The sequence below is a fragment of the Agriterribacter humi genome (assembly GCF_009192765.1).
Taxonomy (GTDB): Bacteria; Bacteroidota; Bacteroidia; order Chitinophagales; family Chitinophagaceae; genus Agriterribacter; species Agriterribacter humi.
This window is the reverse complement of sequence record NZ_VOHQ01000001.1, coordinates 233,102-255,938: the sequence shown is the minus strand read 5'-3', so window position 1 is coordinate 255,938 and position 22,837 is coordinate 233,102. Positions and strand designations below refer to the sequence as shown.

The 22,837-nt window shown below is 41.2% G+C and carries 19 protein-coding genes; 9 read left to right on the top strand and 10 right to left on the bottom strand.

Features of this window, described 5'->3' with window-relative positions; all coding sequences use genetic code 11:
* The first annotated feature begins 219 nt into the window (after nucleotides 1-219).
* From FRX45_RS00930 to FRX45_RS00920, 3 genes are all read left to right on the top strand, one after another.
* On the top strand, nucleotides 220-1,068 hold the full coding sequence (locus FRX45_RS00930; protein ID WP_152266510.1) for a hypothetical protein: 849 nt from the start codon (nucleotides 220-222) through the stop codon (nucleotides 1,066-1,068).
* Nucleotides 1,069-1,200: 132 nt separating this feature from the next.
* The gene (locus FRX45_RS00925) at nucleotides 1,201-1,752 is read left to right on the top strand and encodes a cupin domain-containing protein (protein ID WP_152266509.1); all 552 of its coding nucleotides are present in this window, start codon (nucleotides 1,201-1,203) and stop codon (nucleotides 1,750-1,752) included.
* A 390-nt stretch (nucleotides 1,753-2,142) separates the two neighbouring features.
* Complete coding sequence (locus FRX45_RS00920; protein ID WP_226804824.1) at nucleotides 2,143-4,812, top strand: c-type cytochrome; 2,670 nt, start codon at nucleotides 2,143-2,145, stop codon at nucleotides 4,810-4,812.
* Nucleotides 4,813-4,939: 127 nt separating this feature from the next.
* On the opposite strand, the gene FRX45_RS00915 is transcribed toward FRX45_RS00920, so the two are convergent.
* A complete protein-coding gene (locus FRX45_RS00915) occupies nucleotides 4,940-6,007 on the bottom strand; it encodes a winged helix DNA-binding domain-containing protein (RefSeq protein ID WP_152266507.1) in 1,068 nt (355 codons plus the stop codon).
* A gap of 201 nt (nucleotides 6,008-6,208) precedes the next feature.
* Here FRX45_RS00915 and FRX45_RS00910 point away from each other — a divergent pair, with 201 nt between their 5' ends.
* The 4 genes from FRX45_RS00910 (at nucleotide 6,209) to FRX45_RS00895 (ending at nucleotide 9,766) form a co-directional block, all read left to right on the top strand.
* Entirely contained in the window at nucleotides 6,209-6,832 is a 624-nt protein-coding gene (locus FRX45_RS00910) for a YceI family protein (RefSeq protein ID WP_152266506.1), read from the top strand.
* A 235-nt stretch (nucleotides 6,833-7,067) separates the two neighbouring features.
* Nucleotides 7,068-7,646: a GDP-mannose pyrophosphatase NudK gene (nudK, locus tag FRX45_RS00905; protein ID WP_152266505.1), complete on the top strand. Its 579-nt coding sequence runs from the start codon at nucleotides 7,068-7,070 to the stop codon at nucleotides 7,644-7,646.
* A 176-nt stretch (nucleotides 7,647-7,822) separates the two neighbouring features.
* Complete coding sequence (locus FRX45_RS00900; RefSeq protein ID WP_193311537.1) at nucleotides 7,823-8,635, top strand: CHAD domain-containing protein; 813 nt, start codon at nucleotides 7,823-7,825, stop codon at nucleotides 8,633-8,635.
* 75 nt (nucleotides 8,636-8,710) lie between these two features.
* Nucleotides 8,711-9,766, top strand: coding sequence for an AI-2E family transporter (locus tag FRX45_RS00895; protein WP_152266503.1), 1,056 nt, complete (start codon nucleotides 8,711-8,713; stop codon nucleotides 9,764-9,766).
* Nucleotides 9,767-9,794: 28 nt separating this feature from the next.
* Here FRX45_RS00895 and FRX45_RS00890 read toward each other — a convergent pair whose 3' ends face one another.
* A complete protein-coding gene (locus FRX45_RS00890) occupies nucleotides 9,795-10,178 on the bottom strand; it encodes a hypothetical protein (RefSeq protein ID WP_152266502.1) in 384 nt (127 codons plus the stop codon).
* Nucleotides 10,179-10,202: 24 nt separating this feature from the next.
* Nucleotides 10,203-10,673 (bottom strand): pyridoxamine 5'-phosphate oxidase family protein, encoded by a 471-nt coding sequence (locus FRX45_RS00885; RefSeq protein ID WP_152266501.1) that lies wholly within the window; start codon nucleotides 10,671-10,673, stop codon nucleotides 10,203-10,205.
* A gap of 184 nt (nucleotides 10,674-10,857) precedes the next feature.
* Here FRX45_RS00885 and FRX45_RS00880 point away from each other — a divergent pair, with 184 nt between their 5' ends.
* Nucleotides 10,858-11,256 carry a hypothetical protein gene (locus FRX45_RS00880; RefSeq protein WP_193311536.1) on the top strand — a complete coding sequence of 133 codons (399 nt, stop codon included), beginning with the start codon at nucleotides 10,858-10,860 and terminating at the stop codon, nucleotides 11,254-11,256.
* Here the strand turns inward: FRX45_RS00880 and FRX45_RS00875 are convergent.
* The 7 genes from FRX45_RS00875 to FRX45_RS00845 form a co-directional block, all read right to left on the bottom strand.
* A complete protein-coding gene (locus FRX45_RS00875; RefSeq protein WP_152266499.1) occupies nucleotides 11,253-12,308 on the bottom strand; it encodes a response regulator in 1,056 nt (351 codons plus the stop codon). The genes FRX45_RS00880 and FRX45_RS00875 overlap by 4 nt on opposite strands.
* A gap of 3 nt (nucleotides 12,309-12,311) precedes the next feature.
* Nucleotides 12,312-13,556: a PAS domain-containing sensor histidine kinase gene (locus FRX45_RS00870; RefSeq protein WP_152266498.1), complete on the bottom strand. Its 1,245-nt coding sequence runs from the start codon at nucleotides 13,554-13,556 to the stop codon at nucleotides 12,312-12,314.
* Nucleotides 13,557-13,753: 197 nt separating this feature from the next.
* On the bottom strand, nucleotides 13,754-16,273 hold the full coding sequence (locus tag FRX45_RS00865) for a cation-translocating P-type ATPase (protein ID WP_152266497.1): 2,520 nt from the start codon (nucleotides 16,271-16,273) through the stop codon (nucleotides 13,754-13,756).
* A 112-nt stretch (nucleotides 16,274-16,385) separates the two neighbouring features.
* Nucleotides 16,386-18,872 carry a TonB-dependent receptor gene (locus FRX45_RS00860; RefSeq protein WP_226804822.1) on the bottom strand — a complete coding sequence of 829 codons (2,487 nt, stop codon included), beginning with the start codon at nucleotides 18,870-18,872 and terminating at the stop codon, nucleotides 16,386-16,388.
* Between the two features lie 432 nt (nucleotides 18,873-19,304).
* Complete coding sequence (locus tag FRX45_RS00855; RefSeq protein ID WP_152266496.1) at nucleotides 19,305-19,787, bottom strand: hypothetical protein; 483 nt, start codon at nucleotides 19,785-19,787, stop codon at nucleotides 19,305-19,307.
* 614 nt (nucleotides 19,788-20,401) lie between these two features.
* Nucleotides 20,402-20,695, bottom strand: coding sequence for an ORF6N domain-containing protein (locus FRX45_RS00850; protein ID WP_152266495.1), 294 nt, complete (start codon nucleotides 20,693-20,695; stop codon nucleotides 20,402-20,404).
* 352 nt (nucleotides 20,696-21,047) lie between these two features.
* Nucleotides 21,048-22,040: a hypothetical protein gene (locus FRX45_RS00845; protein WP_152266494.1), complete on the bottom strand. Its 993-nt coding sequence runs from the start codon at nucleotides 22,038-22,040 to the stop codon at nucleotides 21,048-21,050.
* 157 nt (nucleotides 22,041-22,197) lie between these two features.
* On the opposite strand from FRX45_RS00845, the gene FRX45_RS00840 reads away from it, so the two are divergent.
* The gene (locus FRX45_RS00840) at nucleotides 22,198-22,650 is read left to right on the top strand and encodes a DUF2269 family protein (RefSeq protein WP_152266493.1); all 453 of its coding nucleotides are present in this window, start codon (nucleotides 22,198-22,200) and stop codon (nucleotides 22,648-22,650) included.
* Nucleotides 22,651-22,837 lie beyond the last annotated feature (187 nt).

Below are 22,837 nucleotides of genomic sequence, written 5' to 3'. Positions count from 1 at the left end.
GGGAATTTAATAGAGATCAAATTTATATCATGGCCGCTTAATTATGAAATAGTAAGGGCAAAAGCTCAGCATTGGCAGATAAGCAAGTTGTAAGACTTACCGGATGAAACTATTTATCCGGTCTGTGCACTATTTATAACAACTCATTCAGTAAGGCCTTTTCCTTGTCCGTATTCCCGCTGAAATTTGCACTACAATTAAAATGATAAAAAAAATAAAATGAAAAAGTTGTTATTAAAAAAAGTAAAAATGTTCCTGCGGGTATGCAGCGTTTTCTGCCTGCTTACTATCATGTCTTTGTTTATTTATGCTTTTACGTTTAGCAGGCTAAATGACGATTTCTTAAAAGAACTGGGAATTGCCAAAACCGAAGCAGATAAAAAGATATGCGGCAGCATACTGGGCGGATCCCTTGATGTATACGGGGTACGCCATATTAAAAATATAGCTGCCGGCAACCGCAGCGCTGTTGTTAAAGATCTGCTGCTGTATGTAAAGAAATATGTGGTCTCCGGTGGATTTGTTGCTGAATATGCAGCAATGAAGGAAAACAACAAACCCAGGGATCTTCAAAAAGCGGAATCACCCGATGTGATGCGTGCCAATATGATAAAGCAGGGCAAGGAATTTGTGCAGAATGCAGAAGACCTGGTAAAAAAAGCGACCCCGGAAACCAAACCCATGTTCGAGGATGGTCTTAAGGCGGCCAAACAAAATTTAAAAGACGCAGAAGACCCGGAAAATAAATATATAAAAGCATATGCAAAGAACTATGAGGTCTTGCAAAAATCAATTGAACAATCCAATGAAAGCATGCTGAAAGATTGGGAAGCCCGGTATCCTTCCAATCATCTGTTGTTTGTAAAAATAAGACTACAGCAGTTTCTGGATGAAACCGGTGATATAGATTTTAATGCAGGGTTAATAGAAAAAAATGGCAAAAAGTTTTTTGCAAACCCCATATATGAAAGAAAGAGCAACAGGTGGAAAATGGCTTTCCGGGCGGGAAAAGAAGTGATAGAACCAGCAAGGGCATTTGTACAGCAGTGGATTAATGAAATAAAGTAGGGGAATGTGAAAATGTGGAAATGTGAATAGTGAGTGAGGTGAGAAAGAAGTGAGAGGTGAGCGGCCCGTCAATAACGACGGGCTTATGCTTTCATCAATTGTTAACCAGAGCGAAATATAAAAACCAGCAGTATGGCAATCAGCAATAAAATAATTTCCAATTCCAAAACCGGGCAGGTCATCCGCTTTATTCAAACCGCCAAAGATAGCAACGGTGCATTGCTTGAAATGGAATCCGGGTTTGACCCAAAGTCAAAAGAACCCCCGGCCCATTATCATCCGTACCAGGAAGAAGATTTTACGGTTATATCGGGCGAACTGACTGTAAAAATAAATGCGCAAACGATAACGTTAAAAAAAGGCGACAGCTTGCATATACCCCGTAATAAAATCCATTCTATGTGGAACGGTTCGGACAGTAAAACAATAGTGAACTGGAAAGTTCGTCCTGCCATGAAATCTGAAAATTTACTGGAAACATTTACCGGGTTAGCCAATGATAATAAAACAAATGAAGACGGGATGCCCGGTATTTTACAAATAGCGGTAACAGCAAAATTTTTTTCTGATGAATTCCGGCTGGCAAAACCACCCTATGCGGTTCAAAAAATTATCTTTGGGATACTTAACCCCTTTTCCTTTCTCATGGGTTACAAGCCCGTCTATAAAGCATATCTTGACTAACATAAAAGGTCATACGCATTTCAGTATTTGCCAGCTTTAACAGGGCTGGCAATTTTTTTTACAGGATGATTTGCGTTATAGTGTGCGATTAATGAATGATAACTCCGCACTGTTATTTGTCAGGTAATGCTGAAAAAGCAGGCCTGATTTCAAAAAATAGCTTATTTTGACAAATAGTTTGACCTTTAAAGCATGCCATTCCCCTTTTAATATCCCGATATATTGCATAGGGTAATCTCCGCATCTTTAAATAAAGCTACCCTACAGTACAGGTAGGTTCATTAAAAGAAAATACTAATCTTTGGAAGTACTGAAAAAGTTCCTGCCCGGTTTGCCGGGAATTTTATATGTAAATATTAATGCTCAATTATGTATCTAAATTTTTTGCCAGTGAAATCAATTGTAACGGTCGCAGCTTTTGCACTCGTACTTTTTTCCTGTAATGACGGAAAAAGTCCCGAAGCCACAGGCCCTGTAGATCCTAAAGTAGAAAGATTAAAATTACAGCCGGGTTTTACGGCTGAACGTTTGTTTGGGCCTTCTGAAAACGAGGATGGCTCATGGGTTTCAATGACCTTTGATGACAAGGGGCGTATCATCGCTTCCGACCAGTACGGCTCGTTATACCGCCTGGTGGTACCTCCTGTTGGAGATACGACCAAAACTACCATTGAAAAACTGGCCATACCCAATGATAACACACTTGTGGGAGATACCAGTAAAAAGAAAGTAGGTATCGGGTTTGCGCATGGTTTGTTGTATGCATTCAACAGTTTGTATGTAATGGTAAATAGTTTAAATGATGAGGCAACCACCAGAACAAGCGGGTTATACCGCCTGCAGGACACCGATGGAGATGACCAGTTTGATAAAGTAACCTTATTGAAGGCGCTGAAAGGAGAGGGGGAACATGGTCCGCATAGCCTCATACTGTCGCCCGATAAAAAATCCATTTATGTTGTTATCGGTAATCATACTGATATACCGCAGTTGGATGCTTACCAGTTGCCTTCGAACTGGAAAGAGGATAATCTTTTTCCTTTAATAACAGATCCTAACGGGCATGCGGTTGATCGTAAAGCTCCCGGAGGATGGATTGCTAAAGTTGATCCTGAAAGTAACCGTTGGGAATTGATCAGCGCAGGATATCGCAATCCATTTGATATAGCGTTTAATGCCGCGGGTGATTTGTTTACTTATGATTCGGATATGGAATGGGATTTTGGAACGCCCTGGTATCGTCCTACGCGTATTTGCCATGTAACCGGCGGTAGTGAATATGGCTGGCGCACAGGCAACAGCAAATGGTCGCCATCGTACCCTGATAATTTGCCCCCGGTTTTGAATGTCGGGCAGGGGTCTCCTACCAACCTGATGTACAGCGGAAATGCACGGTTCCCTGAAAAATATAAAAATACTTTGTTTGCTTTCGACTGGAGTTTTGGTATTATCTATGCCGTTCATCTTGAAGCCGATGGCGCTTCTTACAAAGCAGCGGGTGAAGAATTCCTTTCCGGATCGCCGTTACCTTTAACCGATGGAGAGATAGGCCCGGATGGCGCAATGTATTTTTTAACCGGTGGTCGCAGGCTGGAATCAGATCTTTACAGAGTATATTATAAGGACAATAAGGAAAAAACAACAGATGAGTTATTGGGCAAACCTGAAGAAACTCCGGAAAGTAAATTACGTAAGCAATTAGAAGCATATCACGGAGCGCCACAAACGGGCGCTGTTGATTTTGCATGGCCTCAATTAAAAAATAGTGATCGTTTTGTACGTTATGCAGCGCGAATTGCCATTGAACATCAGCCGGTGAGCCAGTGGCAGCAACGTGCACTCGATGAAAAAGATCCTGTAACCGCTACGCAGGCCCTTATCGCATTAGCCCGCCAGGGGGATGCCGGACTAAAAAATCAATTGCTGAATGCACTTATGGCCATTGATTATGGAAAACTTTCCGAACCACAGCAAATAGATATTGTTCGCGCCTTTGAACTGGCGTTCTCGCGGATGGGACAGCCCGATGCGGCAACAAAAGAAAAAGTGATTGCATATCTTGATCCGCAATACCCGGCAAAAACCAATGAGCTTAACCGGGTGTTAAGTAAGGTGCTGGTATATATTGAAGCACCTAAAGCCGTGGAAAAAACAATGGCTTTAATGGCTACAGCAAAGGATGAGGATACGCAAAAAACCTTTACTTCGTCTTCCGACCTTATTATGCGTAACCCCCAATATGGAATGGATATCGCCAATATGTTATCGAAAGTGCCGCCACAGCAACAAACCTATTATGCCAATGTATTGAGCAAAGCTAAAACCGGGTGGACACCTGAATTACGCGAAAAATATTTCCAATGGTTCTATAATGCATTTAGCTATAAAGGCGGTCATAGTTTCAGGGGATTTATTAACAAATCAAGAACCAATGCGCTGGAGAATGTTCCAAAAGCGCAGTTTGCACATTTTAATACTATTTCGGGTGATTCGATTGTGAATCGCACAGGAAATGCGCTGGCAGATGCAGCCATACAGCCTAAAGGTCCCGGCAGAAGATGGAAAATGGAAGATGCAGTTGCGGTAATAGACAGCGGCTTGGTTAACCGGAATTTTGAACAGGGAAAAGCCATGTTCGCTGCATCTCTTTGTATCTCCTGTCATACCATGAAGGGTGAGGGGGGTGTAGCAGGTCCCGACTTAACGCAATTGGGTACCCGTTTTTCCGCAAAGGATATACTGGAAGCGATTATTGAGCCGGACAAAACAATTTCCGATCAATACGGATCTACCGTATTTTATCTTAAAGACGGTGGTTCTGTGCTGGGAAGGCTCATCAAAGAAGAGGGTGATAACTATGTTATTTCCCAGAATCCTTTTGCGCCGCAGATCGTCAGGGAAATTCCTAAAAAAGACGTGGCGCGTACAAGGGTGTCCGATGTATCTCCCATGTTGCCGGGCATGATCAACAGGTTAAACAGTGAAGAATTAAAAGATCTGATCGCTTACCTGGTTTCGGGTGGCAATAAAGATCACGAAGTATATACAGGGAAGAAGTAAAATACAGCATTTATAAGTTATCCCGCATAAAAAAGACTTCGCCAGGCTACGATGCCGGGCGGAGTCTTTTTTTACTATTGTTACCTGTTTGAGGAACAGACTCTTTTCAGCGAATGGGCTTTTTCCTTCACTGTAGAAAAACAATTTTCTTCTCCCTGAATTCCCCGTATTTTTTTAAAGCAGCAGCTATTTTTTTAAAGGTGGATTTGTCTGAATTTTCAAAAACTGCGGCTTCAATTTGAATCGTATCTTTTTTTTCTGTTCGTGACCATGTACCGCTTATTCTTCCATTGCGGATAATGATGGGTTTCAGCCCCGAACCGGCTGTTGTGAAAAACTTTGGATACAGGATAGCTGTACGGTCTTTATAGGCAACAGCATATTCATCAAATCCCGGCAATAAAAAAACAGCGTTGTTCTTTAACTTTGATGCTGGTTGTTCAACAGAAAACCAATACGTATTTCCATTTATGTTTGTAAAGTCCAGTTGTCTTTTATTCATTTCAATTCCCTTGCGCGACTCTGTTATACTTAACCCGCTCCACCATGCAAAGTCCTCCATAGTTGCCGGTCCCCTGCTCCTGAAATAGCGACTGGCTAAAGTTGCGATAGCTTCATCCCTGGTAAATGACTTTTCTTTTTTCGATGGTTCATCAAGCAATATATAAGTAAATTGTTTCCCATCTCTTCCGGCATTGCAGATCAGCGCATCTAATTCCGCATCCATTAATATGGCGCCGATTCTGCCATTACCGGTATTTATTTTTTCTTTGTTCAGCAGTAAATCCAATGCTTCACGTGTCATTTTTTTATTTTTTTCCAATGCGCGGGTGATGATGGTTTTGCTGCGCTTTAAAATACCGGGATCAATACCCAGTTGCTTATTGTATCCTTTACTGAAAGATCTGATTTTGGAGGCAGTGAGATGCAGCATCCAATGAATATCCTTAGGCGAAACAAAATGCCAGGTGGGCCGCAACACATGCGTACGGAGGATATTTCCTTCATTGAAATGTTGTTCAATGGCTGCATCAGTAATTTTTTTTATCCTGTTGCCTATCGCCCATTTGGCCCCAGCATAGTCCTGCGCTTGTACACATCCCATCCAACTGACCAGTTTAGCGGGTTGTGTAAATACCTGACCTGCTATTTGCTGATTTGCTAAACGTAACCGGACTATATCTTTGATTGTCATATCTCCTGGGATTGTGTAAAATTATTTATGACTATGAAAACAGTATTGTTTTCAACAGGGGCTGGTTTTTGGGGAATAATTTTTTATTGGTTGTCAGCTACTTATGATTGAGTTATTTATTTATCTCCAAAAAGGCTATATTCTTCCTTAAAATTAATGTTTAAACATTAATTTTGTATTCTAAAACTAAAATAACCAAAAATGAAAAAAGTATTTTTTTCTCTCTCTATTGCTGCCCTTGCGGTAAGTTGTGTAAGCAATCCCGAAGGCGACAAAGCCGAAACGACAGATGCTGCGGTAGCGGCAGCCGTTGAAGGTGATAAATTAACGGTTGATACAGCAGTTTCTACCATTGCATGGCACGGGAAAAAAGTAACCGGGGCGCACACCGGCAGTATTGAACTGCAAAGTGGCGACCTGATCATAAATGAAGGTAAGCTCACAGGCGGCTCTTTTATCATTGATATGACTTCTCTTGAAAATAAAGATATTACTGATCCTGAATTTAAGGGAAAGCTGGAAAATCACCTGAAATCGGATGACTTTTTTGCTGTTGAAAAATATCCAACCAGCAAATTTGAAATTACCGGAGTAAAGGACCTTGGTAATAATAAAATAGCTATAGCAGGCAATCTTACCCTGCGCGATGCAACAAAAAATATTACTTACGAAGCCGATGTAATTGAAAGCAGCGCCGGTAAGTTCGCCGCTAAAGCCGACTTTAATATTAACCGTAAAGATTGGGGTGTAGCTTATGAAGGGATGAAAGACGATCTGATCAGCGATGAGATTAATTTTAAAATAAACCTGGTAGCAGGCGAATAATGCGTTCACAACCTTTGGTACTTCCCCCACCGGATTCCGGTGGGGATTTTTTTGCCATATAATAAGGGATTTTTAAAACTTACCGCTATGAGGCTTAATATTCTCCACTCTTCAAATGAAGGAATAGCAATGCTAAATTTTAAATGGCCTCGACTGTTTGTTTCCTGTGGCCGGAAATGAAATATCTTCACAAAACCAATGGCCGGCATAATTGTAATTCAAAAAGATATTTAAAATGATACAAAAGGTGAATATTATAAAGAGTGAAATCCTGTCTGATAACTGGTACACGCTTAAAAAAATAACTTATGAATATGTAAAGAAAGATGGAACAACGCAAATACAAAGCAGGGAAGCTTACGACAGGGGTAATGGCGCCGTGATATTACTTTATAGCAAAGAACAAAAGACCATTATCCTTACGAGGCAGTTCAGGCTGCCCACGTTTATTAACGGCAATAGCAGTGGAATGCTGATTGAAGCCTGTGCGGGTTTGCTGGATAAAGACAACCCTGAAGATTGTATTAAAAGAGAAACAGAGGAAGAAACAGGATATAAGGTTACAGATGTTCGTAAAATATTTGAGGCGTATATGTCTCCCGGTTCGGTAACAGAAATCTTATACTTTTTTATTGCGGAATATGCGGCATCTATGAAAGTGCATGAAGGAGGTGGGTTGGAACACGAGCAGGAAAATATTGAAGTGCTGGAGATCCCTGTTGAACAGGCGATGCATATGATTGACAATGGAGAAATCAAAGACGCAAAAACAATCATGCTGCTTCAATATATAAAGCTCTATCAAATCTTATAACCAACAAAGCTTTTGGGAACAGTTCGATTGATATGTTAAAAGCATTTGAATTTATTTTGAATGAGATTGCCTGGTCCATCAAGTGCATTTTGGCTGAACAATCCGCAAGTACCTATAGTTCTGGTTAGCGGCATTGTTCAATTGTTAACTTTTTATAGCAAACAAAAATGGTGGTAGTGATAAAGCAAAACACAGCACATATCATCCGGATGTTTTTTAAGAGGCTGAGAAAATATGCCGGGAAAATGAAAAAAGATGGCAGTGCGGAAGCGATTCATCTTTTCAGGGTTGAAATTAAAAAACTGAGGGCATTCCTGCGGCTGCTGTCATTGGAGTTAAAAAAAGAAGATGAGCTGAAGCTTCCATCCAAGATTAAAAAGATGTATAAATATGCAGGAAAAGTGCGTGACAGGCAATTGCGCCACAAACGAATGAAAGCTGCCATTAAGAACAACAAACAGCAGTTCCCGGAAATAAAGATGGTATGGAATGATGTTGCTGAAAAAAGGGGGAAAAGGGAAAATAAATTGCTGTCAGACGAAGATTTCTTAGCAGCAGAACTAAAGTTGAAAAAGAAATTGCCAAATGAAATAGGCGCTGCTGCTGTAAGGACATTTTTTAGGTTAAAGCTGGATAATATTTTATCCATCGCCAATAAAGGATCTTATTCTAATGAAGAATTGCATACGATCAGGAAGGGCCTCAAAGATATCATCTATATTATAAAACTATACCATTCTGAAATGAAAATAAAACTGCCTTTCACTTTCTGGAATAAGCGCCAGGAGAAAGCGGCGGAGCAATTGGCTCAGGCGTTAGGAATATATAATGATCTTTGTGTTGATCTTTCTTTTCTTAAAAGAGCAATGAAGAAAAACGATCATACTAAAAAAAATGAAATGCAATCTTTGCGTAATATATGGCTGGCTGAGAAAAGAAAATTGAAAAAGGAAATTGTGAACAGCATTGCAATGCCGGACCTTTTTTAAATTAAAAAAAGTGGTTTAGAAAAAGATGACAATTGAATTACAGGGTATTACTTTTATTAAATGTTATTCTATATTATGACAAACCAGGCCCACTCTGCAGTCAATACGCTTAAATATCTGCAGATCATATTTTTTGCAGCTATTATACTCTATTTCGGGAAGACGCTTTTTATACCCTTGTTTCTGGGGCTGCTCATTGCCATGATATTGTATCCTGTTTGTAAATGGCTGGAGCAGCGCCATTTTCCCAGGAGTGCTGCCATTGCTGTTTGCCTGTTGATTGTAACGCTTCTTTTTGCGGGGGTTGCAGCGCTGTTGATCTGGCAGATCAATGTATTTCGCCAGGATGCGCCCGAACTAATAAAAAAATTGCGGATTACAGGGGAGGAAGTACAACAGTGGATCACAGAAAGCTTTGGGCTTACTACAGCCAATTGGATGGAGCAGGGTATAGGCAACACTGGCGGAATTGTAAAAGCGGCGATTGATAATACGCTGAACATGCTTTTTATGTTGTTCCTGATCCCTATATACAGTGCATTGTTTTTGTATCACCGCCGTGTATTTGTTCGGTTCCTTCAGAGGATCGTTTCCAGCCGCTACCTGCCGCAACTGAATATGGTTTTGCAGAAAATGATTGATGTTTATTTTAATTATATTAAGGGCATGGTACTGGTATACATTATAGTAGGAGTGCTTAATAGCATTGGCCTGCTTGCGCTTGGTATAGAACATGCTTTTTTGTTTGGAATGCTTTGTGCTATCATGACCATCATTCCTTATATTGGTATTGTTGTGAGTGCTTTGTTGCCTATCTCAGTGGCATGGTTGTCTACCGGTTCAATATGGTACCCGATCGGCGTGGTGGGTATTTTTGCAGTTGTGCAATATCTTGAGGCCAATGTTATTTTCCCGAGAGTTGTGGGTGTGCAATTGAATGTAAGCACCTGGGCTATGCTGGTGGCCATTATTGCCGGGGGTATTTTATGGGGTGTTTCGGGTATGATATTATTTATCCCGTTTGTGGCGCTATTAAAAATAAGTACAGATTATATTGAGGAATGGGAACCGCTGAATATACTGCTTAGCAGAAGCGATGATGCCGGCAAACTGCGGCGGTCAACAAAATAGGGACGTGAACAGTATTACCTCCACAAAGCTATACCACCCATTTCCCTCTGAGCTGCCAGGAGAGTAAGAGGATAAATAGCCCTGCTCCCAAATACAACACCTGCATCCCGCTTACGGTTTGGATCAGGATCATTTGCGCAATGATCCATCCGGTTATTATTGCTCCGGCAGTAATTGACCAACGATACCAGTTGCTTTTTTTCAATAATAGCAGGATTGCCGCAATAACGTTTGTTAATCCAACCAGTAACAGTATCAGGCCTGGTATAAAAAACCCTTTAAATGGAGTGGGTTTTAGAAGATCGCGTGATAATTGAAGTATACTGCCATCAGGATTTGTAATCATAATAATACTGCAAATAACCGAGGTAATTCCTACGGCTGAAAGCAGCAACAATAAAATAATTTTCATGATGCGCTATTTTGGAAAGATGACTCAGGTAGCAAAAAAATTTCTATCCTTTATTTTTTCAAAGCGCCCGGTTTTTTCTGTTACACGTATACGAAAAACAATTCCTTTAATATTGTTTATATCTTCTGGCATAAAAGGCCATTGGGGAGTAAGGTGCATGGTTTCACTGGAAACAATAGGTAAAGTGCGTTCTGTGAGCTTCCTTAGGGCCTGGGTCCTTTCTGCTCCTTCCAGTTCTTCAAATACTCCCCACAAAATTACACTTTGCCAGTTAGAAAGATCATTCGTATTGTCTGTTTGGAAACAAACGCTGGGATTTTTTCGCATCATATTTATTTTCATACCTTCAAAACTACGTGCATAAATATAAGTTCCATCGTACGCGTAACTAATTGGTACAAAATAAGTTAAGTCATCTGCGTGGCATCCGATCCGGCCAACCGGCTGCTGCTGAATTACTGCTTCTATTTCAACGGCATTTAATTTTCCAAACATGTTTTCAATTTTTTTCAAAACTAAATGATATCCGGTTTTGAATAGATGACCCAGATCAGTTTCAGCAGTATTTTCTGTGATTATTATCATACTTGGAGCTACCTGATAAAACTCATGATCAATAATGATACTGGTTCTTTTATGTGCCGGAACTTTTAGAGATATTTGAAAGTAAAACCGCGTCATGCATTTGCGTATTTCTTCGAAGCTGCCAATTAGTGATGTACAAAAGACGTTCAGCAGTACATTTCCTTTTTTGAAAATTGAGTTTTTCAAAAGTAATGGTATGCGCCCCCTGTTGCCAGGCGATCATAACATTGCAGAAGCCCAAAAAAAAATTACAGAAGGCAGCATAGAAATTGTAGGAGAGATGAAAGTAAGGGAACTGGAGCAGGCGCTTGACAAACTGTTTCCTTTACATGCACAGGTTTTTAGGCGCTCGGGGAATATATGGCTGGAAACTACCATGACGGATGACTGGACCCTTGCCCAACAAAATGAGCATGGCAGGGAAATTTCAGCATCAGATAACAAAAAAGATGCTATAAAAGATGATTATGATCTTAGCAGGGATAATGATTAATAAAGCAGGTTACTAAGCTGGTCTGGCTGAGAAACAATGATTTTGCCCTCCCTGATTTCGATCAGTTTCTCGGATTTAAAATCGCTTAAAGTCCTTATCAGCGATTCGGTGGCCGTGCCTACATACTGAGCGATGTCCTCTCTTGATATTTCAATGCGTTTTGAAGGTGTACCTGCATTGAACTTGGTATGGATATCTACCAGCGCCTTTGCTACGCGTTTGCGCAGTGAACTGTATGCCAGGTTCAGTAACCGTTCTTCTTTTTCTTTTACATTTTGTGTTATCAGGTGAATGAATTTTGTAGCTACGGCAATATCATTGTATATCATTTTCTGAAAATCTTCCCTGGGCAACTGCAAAATATCCGCATCTTCAAGTATGATAGCACTATCGTTGTAGTTTTTATCTTCAATGATAGGGGAATAGCCTATAAAATCTCCATCACTAAAGAGGTCGGTAATATATTCTTTGCCATCTTCATGGGTTCGGAACCCTTTTACTTTTCCTTTTACTATATAATATAGAAACCGGGAGCGCTTTCCTTCCTGGTAAAGAAATTGCTTCCTGGTATAAGGTACTACATCATATTGATTGGTAAGTTGTTGTATAAGTCCCGAATCATTTACATCTTTCATGAACTGTGTGATGCCTGAAGCACCCGGTACATATTTCTGAGATAAAATTTCTCTTTTTTTGAGCCGCACTTCCACAGCATTCAGTAGTTCAATTTCTTCAAATGGTTTGGTAATATAATCATCAGCACCCATTTCCATGCCTTTACGCAGATCGGATCTTTCGGTTTTTGCGGTTAAAAAAATGAAGGGGATATTACGGGTATCGGCATTTTTTTGCAACAGGTGCAATACGCCGTAACCATCTAATTCGGGCATCATAATATCGCAGATAATAATATCCGGTTTTTCCCGAAGCGCTATTTCAATTCCCTTCTTTCCGTTTTCCGCAGTCAGGCTTGTATATCCTGCAAGCTCCAGTATTTCTGCAGTATTATCGCGAATATCCGGATTGTCGTCAATAACTAAAACAGATGCCATGGCTTATGATTTTTGACCGGTTTGAGGAATAATAACTGTAACAGTAGTTCCTTTGCCCAAAGTACTTTTTATTTTAATGGTTCCATTTAAAATGTCGGCATATCTTTTTATAATATGAAGTCCCAACCCTGTTCCCTGTATATTAACCGCATTTCTTCCCCTGAAAAAGCTCGAAAACAAATGTTCCTGGTCTTCTTTGGCAATACCAATGCCATTGTCTGCAATTTCAATTTCAAACTGCAAAAGGCTTGTCTTGCTCCTGATATCAATGGATGCGTTTTCGGCTGAGAATTTAATAGCGTTGGCAAGAAGGTTAATGATAATATTTTTGAGCAACCGCTTATCGGAAAAGAGCTCCGGATTTCCTTCGCAGGAAAAAATGACCTGCTGTCCTGCTTTTTGTAAAGGTTTCATCTCCTCAGCCAGTTCTTCCATAAATTCTTCCAGGTTAAACAATACGGGATGTATTTCCACTTTACCCTCCTCTAATTTTCCAAGAGACAGGAAATCATCTAAAATGTCATTTAAATTTCTTACAGCATTTTTAATTTTTTCTACGTGGCGGTCTCTTTTATCCTGCTCGGCTGTAGTGGTATATTTTGAAAGTAAAGAAGCCGAAGATAGTACTGTGCTGAGTGGTGTACGAAATTCGTGGGAAGCTATAGAAACAAACCGGCTTTTAATTTCACTGAGCTGCTTTTCTTTGCTGAGTGCATCATTCAGTTCTTTCTGGGATTGTTCAAGTTTTTGCAATGCTTCTTTTAATATCAGTGTTCTTTCCTCCACTTTTACTTCGAGCTGTGTGTTTAGTCTGCGCATATCGCTGGTCATTTTTTCCAGCTCCATTTGCTGCTGCAGCATGTTTTGCTCTATCTTTTTTCTATGCGTAATATCTACAATAAAAGCAGTTACAAACAATTCATCTCCTCTTTTATAAAAGCTTAAGCTCACTTCAACCGGAATTTCCGATCCGTCACTTCTTTTTCCGTACAGGTCTCTTCCCGAGCCCATAACCCGGTTTTGCGGATGATGGTAAAAACCTTCCCGCTCTTCTGCATGATGCGAGTGAAAACGTTGAGGGATCAGCAATTCAATGGGTTTCCCGATGATCTGGCCGGCTTCATAATTAAACATGCGTTCAGCAGCGGGATTAACGATCGTAATTTGTCCTTTACCATTGGTAAGTATAATGCCTTCGGTTGCATGTTCAAATAAAGATGCGAGATGCGCTGTATCCAGTTCCGTCATATTAATGATTATTGCTGATGCCTGCTATATGAGTGCGTGCACTACCCTTTAATTTAAGTAAGCCACCCGTTTTATACACTGATAGCAGGATATAATTGCCAAAATATAACAATTAATGGAAGTCACCAGCATTTTATGCCCGATCTTTCTGGCTTATTGGTTCGGTTTCCATAGCCATCACTCCCAGATAAAGTATATCATACTCCTGATATAAGTCTTTTTCTTTTCGCCCATTTCCATACTTCAAACCATAATACGGAAATGGCTGCTGCGAAGCAGCAGGTAAGCAAATCCTTCAGGGAAAGCGGTGTAATGGTAAAGAATCGCGCTATTGGCTGAACATACAGCATCAGCATCAGCATAACTACCGTGGCTGAAATTATATACAGCATCAGGGTATTGCGGTTACGCATTTCGGATAGTAACGAATAGTAAAAGGAACGGTTAGCCAGCGTAAGGAAAATGTTGGCAAGTATCACTGTAGAAAAAACCAGGCTTCTTGTCCCGGCTTCATCATACCCATTTTGTACACCATATTGATACATCAGCAGTACGCCGGCAGTAATTGCCAGTCCCTGCACAATACTGATCGTCATTTCATGCAGGGATAAAAAAGTGGAAGTAAACGGACGCGGAGGAACATGCATGGCATTCTGTTCCATCGGTTCATTTTCATATACAACGGAACAGGTTGGACCCATGATCAGTTCCAGGAAGATGACATGTACAGGTGTAAAAATGGCCGGGTATACCCATCCCAGGAAAAGCGGTAATGATACCGTTAGTATAATAGGTATGTGGATGGAAACAATATATTGTACCGCCTTTTTAATATTGGTATATATGCGGCGTCCTATGCCCACTGCATCTGCCATTTTTGATAAATCATCATCCGCCAAAATAAGCGCTGCCGCCTGTTTGGCTATTTCTGTTCCCTTATTTCCCATGGCAATTCCAATATGGGCAGCTTTTAAGGCGGGAGCATCATTCACGCCATCACCCGTCATAGCCACAATTTGCTTATCGTTTTTTAATGCGTTAATGGCAGCTAATTTTGCTTCGGGAAACATGCGGGTGAAAATATTTATTTCTTTAAGCCGGTTTTGCATTTCTGCTTCTGAAAGCTGTAGCAGGTCTTCTCCATTCATGGTTACTCCCGCGTTTTTTAATCCCGCCTGCTGTGCGATAGCCCTGGTAGTAACTTCGTTATCGCCTGTTATAATTTTAACAGCAATGCCTGCCTGGTAAAATTTTTCAAAAACCGATCTGATATTTGCTTTTGGAGGATCGTAAAACGCCACCAGTCCCAACAATTGAAAAGGGAAATCCTGTTGCTTTACCGGAAAATCAGTTCCCTCAAAAGAAGATGAGGCTACACCCAATACACGACACCCCTTTTCCGCTAATACATTCACCTGTTCCAGCATCGCTGTTTTATCTTTTTCAGAAAGCCGGCTTACGGCTATAATAGCTTCGGGTGCACCCTTGGCAGCTATGATGCGTTTGCCATCCTTGTTTTCAAACAAGTGTGTCATCATTGGTGGCTTACCGTTCAGCGGGTACTCATGTATCATATTGTGCCCTTTACGCTCATCTTGCGCGGTACTGTTTTCGTAAGCCTTGTGTAAGGTTTTTTCCATCGGATCGAAAGGAACGGGTTCGCTTGCCCACATGGCATACCGTATTACCAACCGCGCAGCATCATCCTGCCAATTGTTGTTTTCATAAAGGGTGTGGTTGGCGTATGCATATACCGACTGTAAGCTCATCCTGTTTTGGGTAATGGTACCGGTTTTATCTACGCATATAACCGTAGCACTGCCAAGCGTTTCCACTATGCGTATTTTTTTTACGATGATACCCAGTTGCATTAACCGCCATGAACCCAATGCCATAAAGGTGGTGAATGCAACGGGTATCTCTTCCGGCAAAACGCTCATGGCCAGGGTAAGTCCTTTTAAAAGGCTGTCGGCCAAACTCCTGCTTTCCCAATAGTTTACCAGCCATACCAATAAAAAAACAACAACTCCTGCAACCGCCATTGTTTTTACAAACTTTTCAATTTGCAATTGCAGGGGCGTAGCTTCTTCACGAATGCGCGATATGGATTCTCCGATTTTCCCAATTTTTGTTTGTTTGCCTACCTGCTCTACCTGGCATACTGCAAGACCGGAGGCTACCAATGTGCCACTGTATATCAAGTTATCCTTTGCGTCGGGAGATTTAAATACCGAATAGGCTTCGCCGGTGAGCATGGATTCATTAACGGAAAAATCATTGCTATGTACTATTTTGCCATCCGCGTTAATGGTATCGCCCTCTGCTACCAGCAACATATCACCCACCACTATATCCTTAGTGGGTATATTTTGCAGTTGACCGTTCCTTATAACCTGGCTTGAGGGTTGATTTATTTTTTCGAGCGCTTCCAGTGCTTTACGGCTGCGGTTATCCTGGTAAAACGAAATACCAGAGACAATGATAATAGCTACAAGCATAAAATAAGCCTCGCCATATTCACCCATTGCAAAATAAATGGCAGTTACCGCAATTAAAATAAGCAGCATGGGTTCTTTCAGCATCTCCAGCAATACACGCCACCATTGATTAGTATCAGGGGTTATCTGGTGGTTGGCGCCGTACTGTTTTCGGGCTGCTTCAACTTCGGATGCACTTAATCCTGTAATGGATTCGGGTATATTGATGTTGTCGGGCATGATGACTTTTGTATAATGCGGTAACGCAACAGGAAATTATTGATATACCCGCACATAATCAATTAAAAAATATTGGGGTAAATTATCGTCATCTAAATTTCAGCCCATTTGTCTACGATTCCTGCTCCAGTGTTTCTTTTACTTTTTTCTTGGGCTGGCGAAGCCGGTAATTGAAGGTAAGATTAACCTGCCGCAATCTTCCCTGCGACATGTTTTCCGTGTAAAAATTAGCGCCTTCGGTAATGGAGCGGTAACGGCGTGAATTAAAAACATCTAAAACATTCAGCGTAAGGGTGGCTTTATCTTTAAGAATATCTTTACTAACAGCCAGGTCCATTGTAGCTATTGATTTGCGTCTGCCCTGCGGTGTTTGTTGTGGCGCTTCGTAGTTGCCGCGGATTTGTATATCCGTATTCTTCCAAACAGTAGCCCGAGAGAGTAAACGCACCAACCAGCTATACGTATCGCTCCTAAATTCATCATCAAGGTTGCTGCCATCGGTAATGGCGCGAAAAAAATTAATGCTGGCATCTGTTTTCCACCAGGTAAAAGCCGAATATGATCCTGTAAATTCAGCGCCAAACGAATTTTCGGTTGCCAGGTTTTGCGGAAGGGTAACCGAGTTGCCCTGTTCATCCACTCTTTTTACATACAATATCTTTCCTTTCGTATTCCTGTAGTATAATGATGAACTGATGGATGCCCTATCGAGATATTTTATATGGCCTATTTCAAAAGAATGAGTGAATTCCGGATCAAGATCAGGGTTGCCGCTCCAGTAATTGCGGTTATCGCTATAGGTCATAAACGGACTGAGATCATTGTACTGAGGGCGGCGTACCCGCCTGCTGTAGCTTACCTGTATAGCATGTCCTTCGGGCAGATCATACGTAACATGCGCACTCGGGAAAAGGTTCAGGTATTTGCGCGGATTTACTTCATTGGTTTGTTTGAGGGTGGTGGTTACATTGGTGAGCTCACTGCGAAGCCCCAACTGATAGGAAATTTTTTTAACCTTATTGCCCAATATGGCATACAGGGCATTGATGTTTTCTTTGTATAAAAAATTATTCGTCAGCCCCGGCAGTTCAAACCAGTCGCCGTTTGCATCCTCTTCGGTTACCGTATAATTATTGGTCATATTACGGAAGCTGCTGCGCAGTCCCGCCTCAAGCTTTCCCTTTTCTCCAAAAGGATGGATATAATCAATTTGGGTGAGGTATTGTTTTTCAGTTTCATCATTTACGGAGCGCTGCAATATAAAAGGTATATCTGTGTGGCTGCCATCCGGGTTAAAGCTTTGCTGCCCGAAATATTGATCAGAGTTTTCCCAATTATCAAGGTAGCGTACATCGGCGGTTAATTCCTGTCCCTGCCGGGCAAAGGTTCTTTTATAGCTGAGCGCATATTCCGAATTGGGTTCCGTTTCTGTTTCGTCCTGTGTGCGGTGGGTAATGCCGGTAAGATTTTTTATGGTCGATTCATAATCGTGGTAAAAGATATCGGAAAAACGTTTGCCTTTGCTGAGCCGGTAGGTATAGGCGGCCGTTAGTATATTTTTATCATCGAAGAAATAGTCTAATCCTGCTCTTGCGTTATTGTACATGCCTTTTAAATGGTGCTCCATATTTTTGGTGGAGATGAAAGTGCTGTCGTTGCGGTATAGTTCCTGGTACAGGTCATTTTTTCCCGGCGCATTGCGGTAAGAGGCGGAATAATTAACGAAAAAATTAAAATCTTTACGGCGGTAATTTACGTTGGCTGCTATTCCAAAATTTTCAGGATATCCTGCCACTACATCAAAAGAACCGTTGAACCCTTCCTTGCGTTCCTTTTTTAATACAATATTAATGATGCCGCCCATGCCTTCCGCTTCATAACGGGCAGATGGGTTGGTGATGATCTCTACTTTTTCTACCATGCTTCCCTGCAGTTGCTGCAGGCCGCTTCCGCCTTTGATGCTCACTAAACCTGATGGCTTTCCGTCTATCAGTATCCGCACACTGTTGCTGCCTCTCAGGCTTACATTGCCTTCCACATCTACTGCTACTGAAGGGATATTGCTCAAAATATCGGCAGCGGTTCCCCCGGCATTTGCCAGGTCTTTGCCTACATTGAATATTTTTTTGTCGAGCGATAATTCCATTGAGCTTTTCTCGGCCTGAATATATACTTCTTCAAGCGTTTTAGAAGCAGAAATGAGTGGTATAACACCAAGGTTGAACGGTGTATTACCCGGTGTAAGTGTGATAGTAGCGGTTTTAAACGGATTGTAACCAATAAATTCAATCAGGGCATAGTATGTACCCGCAGGTGCTTCAAGGGTAAAATTGCCCGATTCTCCGGTGGTAACAGTAGCAACCGAAGAACTGTCGTGCAGCTTATACAGTTGAACGGTGGCGTATCCAAGTGCCGTGTTGTTCCGTGCCTCCGTAACCTTGCCGGTTATTTTCAGATCCTGTTTTTTTTGCGCCTGCAGTACCGGGCATATGAACAGTAAAAGAAAAAAGAAAAAATTACAAATAATAGTTGAAGAAGAAAGCTTTCTAAAGCGGGCAATCCTTTTTCTTTTAATAATGGCAGATAAATGTTGGTTCAATGGAAACAAGTTTAAAGATGCTGTTGCAAAAGCATAAAATTAATCAAAACTCGTCTCTATTCCATCCGGTACTTACCTGTTAAAGGGATGTTGGAGATCGCTGTTATCCGTAAGATTGCATTAAGAAAAAAGCGCCTGTTCAAAAAAAGTTAAGCGACAAAGTCCGGGGAGAGCATATTTGGCGCTCTCCAAGTGGGGAATTCGTTCTACGTTATGAGCTAAATAAGACTATGGAAGCAAAAATCGGGAGAGCACAAACTTGCTGAAATCGGCTCATGCGATTGCTCGGTCAGAATTTCATCGCAGAACAGCTTATGCATTTATTCTTTCCGTCCGTGTCTGCTCCTTTCATTTTGAAGAAAAATATTAAGGGCGTGTTCCTCGTTATTACAGTAAAATGCGTATGATCTTTTAATTAAAAAAGCTTTCATCTCAATAATCATCAGAATAAACCTGCTTCCGATTTAAGATATATCGGACACTAAAAGCAGCATTAACTGTGGTAAAGCCCTTTTCGCCGGCAAAATAATAACCTGGACTCCAATCCACCTGAAGATTAAGAGGGGAATTCAAAATCCTCCAGTCAAAACCGATAATAGCGGCTAATCCAAAACTATTTCTTTCAAAATGATAGGAAGGTCCACCTCCAATCAATGCCGAAAATCGTTTGCCGGCAAGGGCAGCATGTTTTTCAAATAAACCGGAAATAAAAATACCATCGTTATCTTCTGGAAAATCCTTGGCGGCAATTACCTCAAAAGCGAAATTGCTATTAAAGAATTTTTTGTAAGTAATACCTGTTGCACCTCCGGCACGAATGCCTAATGCTGATTCCCTGGCCGTGTATTGAGCAAAGGAATTATAGTGTTGCACCATGCACAAAAAAATCACACAGAGTATTTTCATGATAAGCAAATATTAATTTTTTGAATTAAAGCAGGTCGCTATTATTGCTTTCCTCTTGGTACAATAATCCTGTATCGAAGGATCAGAACCCCTTCAGCAGGCTTCGTATCTAATCAGGTGGTTAAACCAGGAACGTTAATTTCATAATAGTTCTCTTCAATTAATACTTAGAATAAAATCATGCCAGAATACCGTTTTTTCACATTTCCCGGCCACCCAATGTTCCTAAAGCCGAAGTGTGCGATGCGGGAAATGAATTAATGCCTGGAAATCGGCAATTGCATTAACACACGATTCATATGATGTGAAAGGTATACGGCATAAGACATGTTATACAACCCTGAAAGGGTTGCAGGTCTATAATCCTGCTAACATCGAAATGGTGCGACTCCGAAGGGGTCGAAGACTTTCCCCATAGTTCTTTATAAACCTTGTATCCCTTTGGGATAGAGTGGGGCTATATTGAAGCAATTCGGGGCAGCCTATGGTTAGTCATGCACATTGCTTTTGCTACAGACCAACGGGAGTGAGAGATGTTACTCAACGTTCCCGGCAACTTTGTGCAAATGCTCAACTTTTTTAACCATCGTTGGCGTTAAGCTGAGCCTTGTGATTGACAATGCTTAGTCGTAGTGTTTAAAGCCAATTTTGTTTCGGGTTGCAGGTCTGGCATCTTTTTCTATCAACTCTTTTAGTACGCCAAAAATATTTTCGATGTCTTTGCTGGCCATCTCGAACATAAAATCTTTAGGAAACCGGTCCGCATTTCTTTTAACCGCCTGTTTCAGCACTCTTGTTTCTACTCCATACAGTTCGGCAAGATCTCTGTCCAGCATTATTTTTTCGCCTCGCACCACATAAATGTGATTCAATATTTTTTGCTCCATTACCAGGATTTGTATTTCCTTCTTTGCCATCACTATTGACCAGCGCGAGTGAGAGCGCTGAATTTTACAGTGCTGATAATTAACCTTTCATAAACGTCATTGGTAACCTGCCCGCCAGGGCGGGGCACGAGGAATCTATGGGAATACTTTCCCGTGCTGGCACAGGTTTGATAGCATAGCTTTGTGATTAGCCAGACCTTCTGCCTTTACCGTTACTGCTCTTATTGCTAAACAAGTAATAGATAAGCACCGGTCGGCTCTGCTCTTTGCGCTGCTGCAGACCGGCGCCAGTGCGGGGAGAAGAGAAAAGCAACAATACAAACGACAAGCCCGACAGCACAAACGTAAATTGAGACTTCTTACGGCAGGATATGCCCTCTTTTTAGCACGGCAAATGGATTGAATCCGGCGCTATAAACTCATGCGTATAATCATTTTTCAAAAAACTGATCGGATCATTGGGAACTGTAATAATGTCTTTTTTTGTAAAGCCCCACGGTCTCCAATGCTCTGCCAAAACCTGTGCAAAAATAGAATCATCCCATTTACCGAACAACGGTTTGCCGGCATCTGCTGCTACAGGTAATGTTTCAATGGTAATGCCTGCATTATTCTTCTCAATGTTGTATTTTGGTTGATAATGCAAAAGATAATTTGAATAGAAGAACCTTGCGCATAGCTCCTCAAATTGAACAGGATGCAATACTGCATCGTTTATCTTATCAAGAATCTCTTTTTGCGTTTGCTTTACCAGACCGCTGTCCTGGAGACAGGCTATGAGTCCAAACCCATTCATGCCAAGCGAGAAGATAAGGTTGACGGGATCATCACGGTAATTAAAAATGTCTTTTGAATATTTTAGTCTTACAACGGAAATACTCCAGGGCTCTAACCCTTTAAATGTAACAGGTGAAACCAATGACTGGAGCATCAGGTGAAACAAACCCAACCGTTCTTTTAAACGGGATGAAAGCCGGAATACTTTGTCTTGCTTTTGCAGTCTTGTCTTTTCAAGAAGCAAATCATGATACAAAACACCATATACTATTTTACTCATCCATAAAAACAGGTTTTCAGACGATATGGACTGTACCCCATCATAGCCGTTATTAAAAGCTTCCTGGATTTTAAATTCCAGGTCGTTGAAAGCCTTGGCTACTTTGGCGGAACATGGCAACTTCAGATCTCCGTACAAAATAGAAGTTACCTGATCTATCATTTTAAATTTTTGATCTCTCAGCAGAAAGCGATCAAGTATCCAGGCAGGGAAAACGGTAATATTTTCGTCTGGGTGTATAATATCCACGCCCGTAAGAAAGCAGGTGCTGTCGTTAAGATGTAAATTTTCGAAAGGATTATAAAACCGAAATGGCATAGTGGCAAAAGTATCACATTATCCCCCTTCATACCGTTTGTTGATCTAAATCTGTAATAAATTAGCAAAAAAAGTTCGCTGTATTACAGACCTTTCCCATCATCATTAGGATATGTTTGTAAAGCCGGGTAATATTGCAAAGCTGGAAGTTTAGATCATGACGTTTTATAATTTTCTTTTGTTGATCCATGTTTTTTCTGCCATTTTGGGTATGGGGCCGGGCTTTGTTATGATTTATATTGTGACAAAGGCAAAAACAATGGCAGAGTTAAAACATGCTTACCTCATCCGGAACCGGTTACACCATTTCGTGATGGTGGGGGGAACACTGCTGCTGCTTTCTGGTGTAACGATGGGCGCAATTCGTCCGTATTTATTTCAAATGGGATGGTATGTTACCAGTTTGGTGCTCTTCATCATTGCACTGACATTCGGACCGGTTATTTTATCACCAAGATCGAAGCCGGTAAAGGCATTATTGAAAAACAGTTCAGATGATAAAATACCGGATGCCTATTATGTATTAGCCGGTAAATTGTTCTTTTATGAACGAATAGAGAATATGATTTTCTTAATGATCATTGTACTGATGGTGTTGAAGCCATTTTAAAGCGGATTTACGTGCAGTTCATTTGGATTCCTTTACACCACAGATATGCCTTCGGTGAAAAACAGCGGGTACCGGCGCTCGTCCCGCGCTGACGCAGGGTTGGTCGCACTGTTTTGTGTGTAGCCCGGAATACTTGCGCCAATGGGCATCAGCTTGCCGCGCAATGCTCCTAACGTACAAGTGTGCG